Source organism: Streptomyces sp. W16, assembly GCF_033194735.1.
Lineage (GTDB): Bacteria > Actinomycetota > Actinomycetes > Streptomycetales > Streptomycetaceae > Streptomyces.
The window spans coordinates 1-4,957 of record NZ_JAWOAI010000634.1 but is presented as its reverse complement, the minus strand read 5'-3'; the positions used below and the strand labels follow the sequence as shown (position 1 = coordinate 4,957).

The 4,957-nt window shown below is 70.7% G+C and carries 5 protein-coding genes and 1 pseudogene; 2 read left to right on the top strand and 4 right to left on the bottom strand.

Annotated elements, in window-relative coordinates; all coding sequences use genetic code 11:
- Positions 1 to 295: pseudogene (locus R6V09_RS45815) on the bottom strand (SGNH/GDSL hydrolase family protein); the annotation flags it as partial.
- 148 nt (positions 296 to 443) lie between these two features.
- On the opposite strand from R6V09_RS45815, the gene R6V09_RS45810 reads away from it, so the two are divergent.
- A complete protein-coding gene (locus tag R6V09_RS45810) occupies positions 444 to 1,835 on the top strand; it encodes a cystathionine beta-synthase (protein ID WP_317887401.1) in 1,392 nt (463 codons plus the stop codon).
- A gap of 347 nt (positions 1,836 to 2,182) precedes the next feature.
- On the opposite strand, the gene R6V09_RS45805 is transcribed toward R6V09_RS45810, so the two are convergent.
- Entirely contained in the window at positions 2,183 to 3,028 is an 846-nt protein-coding gene (locus tag R6V09_RS45805; RefSeq protein ID WP_317887400.1) for a helix-turn-helix transcriptional regulator, read from the bottom strand.
- 149 nt (positions 3,029 to 3,177) lie between these two features.
- Between R6V09_RS45805 and R6V09_RS45800 the strand changes: the two genes are divergently transcribed.
- Positions 3,178 to 3,939: an SDR family oxidoreductase gene (locus R6V09_RS45800; RefSeq protein ID WP_317887399.1), complete on the top strand. Its 762-nt coding sequence runs from the start codon at positions 3,178 to 3,180 to the stop codon at positions 3,937 to 3,939.
- Between the two features lie 22 nt (positions 3,940 to 3,961).
- Here R6V09_RS45800 and R6V09_RS45795 read toward each other — a convergent pair whose 3' ends face one another.
- Positions 3,962 to 4,390 carry a hypothetical protein gene (locus tag R6V09_RS45795; RefSeq protein ID WP_317887402.1) on the bottom strand — a complete coding sequence of 143 codons (429 nt, stop codon included), beginning with the start codon at positions 4,388 to 4,390 and terminating at the stop codon, positions 3,962 to 3,964.
- A 19-nt stretch (positions 4,391 to 4,409) separates the two neighbouring features.
- A partial coding sequence (locus R6V09_RS45790; RefSeq protein WP_317887398.1) for an STAS domain-containing protein occupies positions 4,410 to 4,957 on the bottom strand: 548 nt, incomplete at its 5' end.

The following is a 4,957-nucleotide window of genomic DNA, read 5'->3' as shown; positions in this document are numbered from 1 at the left end:
CCGGGGTCTGGGCCGCCCGGTGCACGCCCTGGCCTGCGGCCGTGGAGTCGCCCAGCATGGTGAGGCGGAGCGGGGGTTCACCCGGGGTGTCGTAGGAATGGCCGTAGCGGCCGTCGGCGCTCGGCACATGGTTGCCGCCCGTGCCGTGGCCGTTGCCCACATGCCGTTTCACGAAGCGGACCTCGGCCAGCACCAGGCCGACGGCCGCCGCGCCCACCAGTCCGACCCCACCGCCGCCGTACGCCGCACCGGCCGCGATCCGCCGGGCCACCCGCGCCCTCGACATCTTCGTCATACGTCGCCGCCACCTCCTCTGAGCCGTCACCCACTCCTTGCCCCGAACAGCACGTGGCCCAATCTCAACAGGCGGTGAACGCCCAATCCGGGCCTTAGGCTGACGTGACCCAACACGACCACTTCTTTTGCAGCAACCGGAGACAACGGTGCAATTCCACGACTCGATGATCAGCCTCGTCGGCAACACCCCGCTGGTGAGGCTCAACAGCGTGACCGCGGGCATCCAGGCGACCGTTCTGGCCAAGGTGGAGTACTTCAACCCCGGCGGGAGCGTGAAGGACCGCATCGCCCTGCGCATGATCGAGGCGGCGGAGCAGAGCGGCGCGCTCAAGCCCGGCGGCACCATCGTCGAGCCGACCAGCGGCAACACCGGCGTCGGCCTGGCCATCGTGGCCCAGCAGAAGGGGTACCACTGCATCTTCGTGTGCCCCGACAAGGTGTCCACCGACAAGATCAACGTGCTGCGCGCGTACGGCGCCGAAGTGGTCGTGTGCCCGACCGCCGTGGACCCCGAGCACCCGGACTCGTACTACAACGTCTCCGACCGCCTGGTCCGCGAGACGCCGGGTGCCTGGAAGCCCGACCAGTACTCCAACCCGAACAACCCCCTCTCCCACTACCACTCGACCGGCCCCGAGCTGTGGGAGCAGACCGAGGGGAGGATCACCCACTTCGTCGCGGGTGTCGGCACCGGTGGCACCATCTCCGGAACCGGGCGCTACCTCAAGGACGCCAGTGAGGGCCGGGTGCAGGTCGTGGGCGCCGACCCGGAGGGGTCCGTGTACTCCGGCGGGTCCGGGCGGCCGTATCTCGTCGAGGGCGTCGGTGAGGACTTCTGGCCGACCGCCTACGACCGCACTGTCGCGGACGAGATCGTCGCCGTGTCCGACAAGGACTCCTTCCAGATGACCCGCCGGCTCGCCAAGGAGGAGGGGCTGCTCGTCGGCGGCTCCTGCGGGATGGCGGTCGTGGCCGCGCTGCGGGTGGCGGAGCGGCTCGGGCCGGACGATGTCGTGGTCGTCCTGCTGCCCGACAGCGGGCGCGGGTACCTTAGTAAAATTTTCAACGATGAGTGGATGGCGGACTACGGCTTCCTGGAGGACGAGGGTCCCAGCGCCCGCGTCGCCGATGTCCTCAACGACAAGGTGCACGGCGCCATCCCGTCCCTCGTGCACATGCACCCGGAAGAGTCGGTCGGCGAGGCCATCGAGGTGCTGCGCGAGTACGGCGTCTCGCAGATGCCGATCGTGAAGCCGGGCGCCGGTCACCCGGACGTCATGGCGGCCGAGGTCGTCGGCTCGGTCGTCGAACGGGAGCTGCTGGACGCCCTGTTCACCCAGCGCGCCTCCCTCTCCGACCCGCTGGAGAAGCACATGTCGGCCCCGCTGCCGCAGGTCGGTTCCGGTGAACCGGTGGGCGACCTGATGACCGTCCTGGGCGCGGCCGACGCGGCGATCGTCCTGGTCGAGGGCAAGCCGACCGGTGTCATCAGCCGGCAGGACCTGCTGTCCTTCCTCGCCAAGGGCGGGAAGCAGTAGGAAACGTCCGGTGAACGGGCCGTGACGGCGGCGACTTTGCGGTTGCCCGTCGAAACGGTGGACTTCGTTGAAGTGGTACGAGCGCGTCACGTCCACGCAGCACCCGCTTAACAAGCGTCGGGCAGATTAGTGGATGTCGGCAGGGCGGGAGCGGCTCCCCGCCTCGCCGACACATAAACGGCGTCACGGACCTCCGGAGCGGCTCCCGGACCTCCACCGACGCCCAGGACGCGCACGCCCGGCCCTGACCCGGCACGCGTCCCTCGCGGGGACCGCCGTCGTCCCGCCCTCCCGGCAACGGGGGGTGCGGCGGTCCCCGCGCATAGCCTTTCTCACAGCCGCTTCGTCTACGGCCGTGCGGGCCTCGTGGGTCCGGTAGTGGCCCAACTCCCCAGCAGCGCAAGGCGCTCCGCCGTCTCCGAACCCGGCTCCGGCGTGTAGACCACCATCGTCTGCGCCAACTCCCCCGGTACCGCGAGTGTTTCGTACGGCAGGGTCAGCAGGCCCGCGACCGGGTGCCGGACGCGCTTCACACCGTAGGCGCACTCCTTGACCTCGTGGTCGGCCCACAGCCGGCGGAAGTCCTCGCTGCGGAGGGAGAGTTCACCGACGAGGGCGTTCAGTTCGGGGTCGTTCCCGTCGCGGCCGGAGGTCACCCGCAGGTTCGCCACGGCCTGCGCGGCGACGGCGGCCCAGTCGGGATAGAGGTCGCGCGAGGCCGGGTCGAGGAACACATGGCGCGGGATGTTGCGGACGGCCGGGGGCATGCCGCTGAAGTTGCTCAGCGCGTCGGCGAGGGTGTTCCAGGCCAGCACGTCCATCCGGGGGCCGAGCACGAAGGCGGGCATACGGTCCATGCCGTCCAGCAGCACCTGAACTCCGGGGCGAACACGGGGAGTTGGCGTCCGGGTCGGCTTCCCTCGGTGCGGGCGGGCCACCGTACGCAGGTAGGTGTGTTCCGTCTCGTCCAGGCGCAGCACGCGGGCGATCGCGTCGAGGACCGCGTCCGAGACGCTCGTCCCGCGGCCCTGCTCCAGTCGGATGTAGTAGTCGACGCTCACCCCGGCCAGCTGCGCCACCTCCTCGCGGCGCAGCCCGGGGACACGACGGCGCCCGTACGAGGCCAGCCCCACCTCCTCGGGCTGGATACGAGCACGGCGTGAGCGCAGGAAGTCTCCGATGTCCCCGTCCATGGGTTCGATGGTAGGCCGGTCGCGGATTTCCAACCTGGTACTGGCAGACCCAGGAAAAACGCATCCCTGGGTAGGGCCCGCGGGGCGGCGCACGGTGGTGGACGTCGCCGGGGAAACGCCCCGGTGGCCAACCCACCGAGGAGCACCTCATGTCGTACGAGAATCTGGCCGGCCGTACCGCCGTGGTCACCGGAGCCGCCAGTGGGATCGGGCAGGCGATCGCCGTTCAACTGGCCGCGAACGGGGCGCGGGTGGCGCTGTTGGCCCGGCGCGGGGAGCGGCTGGACGCGATCGCCGGGAAGATCCGGGCCGAGGGGGGACAGGCCCTCGCCGTCGTCGCCGATGTCACCGACGACGCGGCCGTGGAGGCCGCCGCCGAGCTGGTGCATGAGACGTTCGGGCCCGTCGACCTGGTCGTCAACGCCGCCGGTGTCATGCTGCCGCACGCCGTCGACGACGGGCGGATCGACGAGTGGCGGCGGATGCTCGACACCAATGTGACCGGGGTGCTGCGTGTCATCCGCGCCTTCACCGGGGACCTGGTGGCGGCGGCGGGGGAGGGGCGTAGCGCGGACCTGGTCAACATCTCGTCCGTCGGCGCGCACATCACGTTCCCCACCTACGCCGTGTACGGCGCGACCAAGGCCGCCGTCACCTATCTCTCCCAGTCACTGCGCACCGAGCTCGGACCCCGCGACGTGCGGGTCACCAACATCGAACCGGGCCTGACCGACACCGAGTTGGGCACCCACCTCGGCAGCGAGGAGATGGCCCGCCAACTGGACGAGATGTTCGGGGCGTTGGGCGGACTGTCCGCCGAAGAGGTCGCCGATGTCGTGGCCTACGCGGCGAGCCGTGCCCGGCACGTCAACCTGCGGCAGATCATGGTGCTGGCGACCCGCCAGGCGTGACCGGGAGGCGTGACCGGGAGGCTCAGTCCTCCCACTCGCTGTCCTGGGAGGACCTGTGGCGCCGGCCGCCGAAGAGGCCCGGGTTGGTGCGGGCGGCCTGGACGGTGTTGACGCCGACGATGCCGATCCAGGCCACCAGGAGGCCGGGGAGGTGGGCGATGCCACCGCCGATCGCGGACAGCGGGATCGCCAGGACCATCGAGACGATGCCGAAGCCGAAGCGCTCGCCCCAGGAGTCGGTGGGCTTCGGCCCTCGCGAGCCCCGGGCGACCACCATCTGCTGCTCGGCCATCTGCCGACGCACCCGGCGCTCCACCGCGCCGTCGATGCGCTGGTCGACCTTCTCCAGGAACGAGTCGACCAACGCCGACTCGTACTCGTCGCCCAGCTCCCTGCGCGCCTGCAGGGTGGCGTTGAGTTCCTTCTTGAGTTCGGCGTCGTGCGAGTCCATTCCCGTCATGCGATTCAGACTAGGGAGCGGTCGCGCCCGCTGCACTGGGGATAGCCCCCCTGTTCGGAGTCGGGTTCACCGGGAGCACCCCGAGCGACTCCAGCACCCTGCGGTGACCGTGCTCGACACCGGAGATCCGGACCTCGATACCCCGGTCGCGCAACTCGCCGACCGCGTCCTTCAGCGCCAGCGCGCCCGTCGCGTCGACCGCCGTGAGGCCGGAGAGTCGTAGGTCCACGGCCGTGACGTCCTGTACGTCGGCCAGGCTGCGGCGGAAGCGGTGGGCGGCGGCGAACAGGAGGGGGCCGTCGAAGCGGTAGGTCACCGTGCCTACGGCGCCCGGGAGTTCGGCCGGAGTCAGGCGCGTTCCGCGCATCGCCGCGCGCAGGGCGAGCAGTACCGAGACGGCGAGGCCGATCAGTACCGCGCGCACCAGGTCGAGGGCGAGGGTGCCGGCCGCCGTGAGGACCAGGACCAGGGCGTCCCCGTGCGTCGAGCGGGCCATCGCGCGGACCGCGTCCGTCTCCACCATGCGGATCGCCGTCGCCAGCAGCACTCCGGCCAGCG

What these genes read in the sequence shown, in the direction of transcription:
- R6V09_RS45805 (WP_317887400.1), bottom strand. Translation starts at nt 3,028, where the DNA reads ATGGACGGGGACATCGGAGACTTCCTGCGCTCACGCCGTGCTCGTATC.
- R6V09_RS45800 (WP_317887399.1), top strand. Translation starts at nt 3,178, where the DNA reads ATGTCGTACGAGAATCTGGCCGGCCGTACCGCCGTGGTCACCGGAGCC.
- R6V09_RS45795 (WP_317887402.1), bottom strand. Translation starts at nt 4,390, where the DNA reads ATGGACTCGCACGACGCCGAACTCAAGAAGGAACTCAACGCCACCCTG.